Here is a 665-nt window from a genome sequence, read left to right as displayed (position 1 = left end):
GAAAAGAGAGAAGAGAACGAGGATACGATTTCAATGGAGAAAAGGCGCGTCGCAGAAGCGAGCGCGCCAGCTATTATCTATTAGCCTAGAATGAAAAAATAGAAAACAAGCGCCAGGGCAAAGCGATAGATGGCAAACGGCGTCAGGCTGATTCGTTCGATTAGCTTCAGAAACGAAACAATCGCGATCGCCGCCACGACGAATGCCGTTATAAACCCGGCAGCAAAGAAGCCAAAGTCATTTGCCGATAAGTGATCCCAGTTCTTGAGCAAGTCAAGGCCGCTTGCGCCCATCATGATCGGAATCGCCATGATAAAGGTAAACTCGGCGGCCGCTTTCCGGCTTGTCCCAAGCAGAAGCCCCCCGGCAATCGTAGCACCCGAGCGGGAGAAGCCCGGCCACAGCGCCAGACACTGGAACAGACCAATGCCAAGCGCCTGCTTATAGCTAATGTCATCAACAGTCTCCGCTATGGTACGGGGCCGCATCTTTTCAGCCACAATAATCAGGATACCGCCCGCGATAAGGCTGAGCAATACAGTCATCGAAGAGAACAGCTTGTCTTTAATGAAATCGTGCAGCACTACCCCGGCTACACCGGCAGGAAGAATACCGATAAAAATGTGCAGCAGGTTGAGCTGCGGGCGTCCGGTCTTCTCTCTTCC

Annotated in this window: 1 protein-coding gene; it reads right to left on the bottom strand. The window is 52.5% G+C overall.

Annotated features, from left to right (window positions below):
- Positions 1-80: 80 nt before the first annotated feature.
- A partial coding sequence (locus B2899_RS18210; protein ID WP_286887608.1) for an undecaprenyl-diphosphate phosphatase occupies positions 81-665 on the bottom strand: 585 nt, incomplete at its 5' end.

The organism is Aneurinibacillus sp. UBA3580, from assembly GCF_002375825.1.
Classification (GTDB): domain Bacteria; phylum Bacillota; class Bacilli; order Aneurinibacillales; family Aneurinibacillaceae; genus Aneurinibacillus; species Aneurinibacillus danicus.
This window is presented reverse-complemented; position numbering and strand designations above follow the sequence as displayed.